Source organism: Paraburkholderia sp. SIMBA_027, assembly GCF_046535315.1.
GTDB lineage: Bacteria > Pseudomonadota > Gammaproteobacteria > Burkholderiales > Burkholderiaceae > Paraburkholderia > Paraburkholderia tropica.
Window position 1 is genome coordinate 1 of record NZ_JAWRWY010000221.1, and the last position, 348, is coordinate 348.

At 57.8% G+C, this 348-nt stretch carries 1 pseudogene; it reads right to left on the bottom strand.

Going from position 1 to position 348, the window contains the following annotated elements:
- Positions 1 to 348: pseudogene (locus tag SB764_RS38855) on the bottom strand (2-isopropylmalate synthase); the annotation flags it as partial.

Genomic DNA, 348 nt, shown 5'->3' on the forward strand with positions numbered 1-348 from the left:
GTCACCGTGCTCGGACAGACTATGTCCGACATACCGCACCGGTGAATCGTTGCGCACATACTCCTGCTGGAACAATTCCCAGATCTGCGAGGGCGTGACTTCCTGCCCACTGTCTTCGGTATAGCGTTGCACGGCGGAGCTGAAATCCACCTGCAATCGCCGCGGCAATACTACGCCGTAACCCTGTTCGAGCAGGTACGCTATGCCGCCCTTGCCGGACTGGCTATTCACGCGAATGACCGAATCATAGGTGCGGCCGAGATCGCTCGGATCGATCGGCATATAAGGCACTTCCCAGATGGTGTCGGGTTTTCTGGCGGCGAAGCCCTTCTTGATGGCATCCTGATG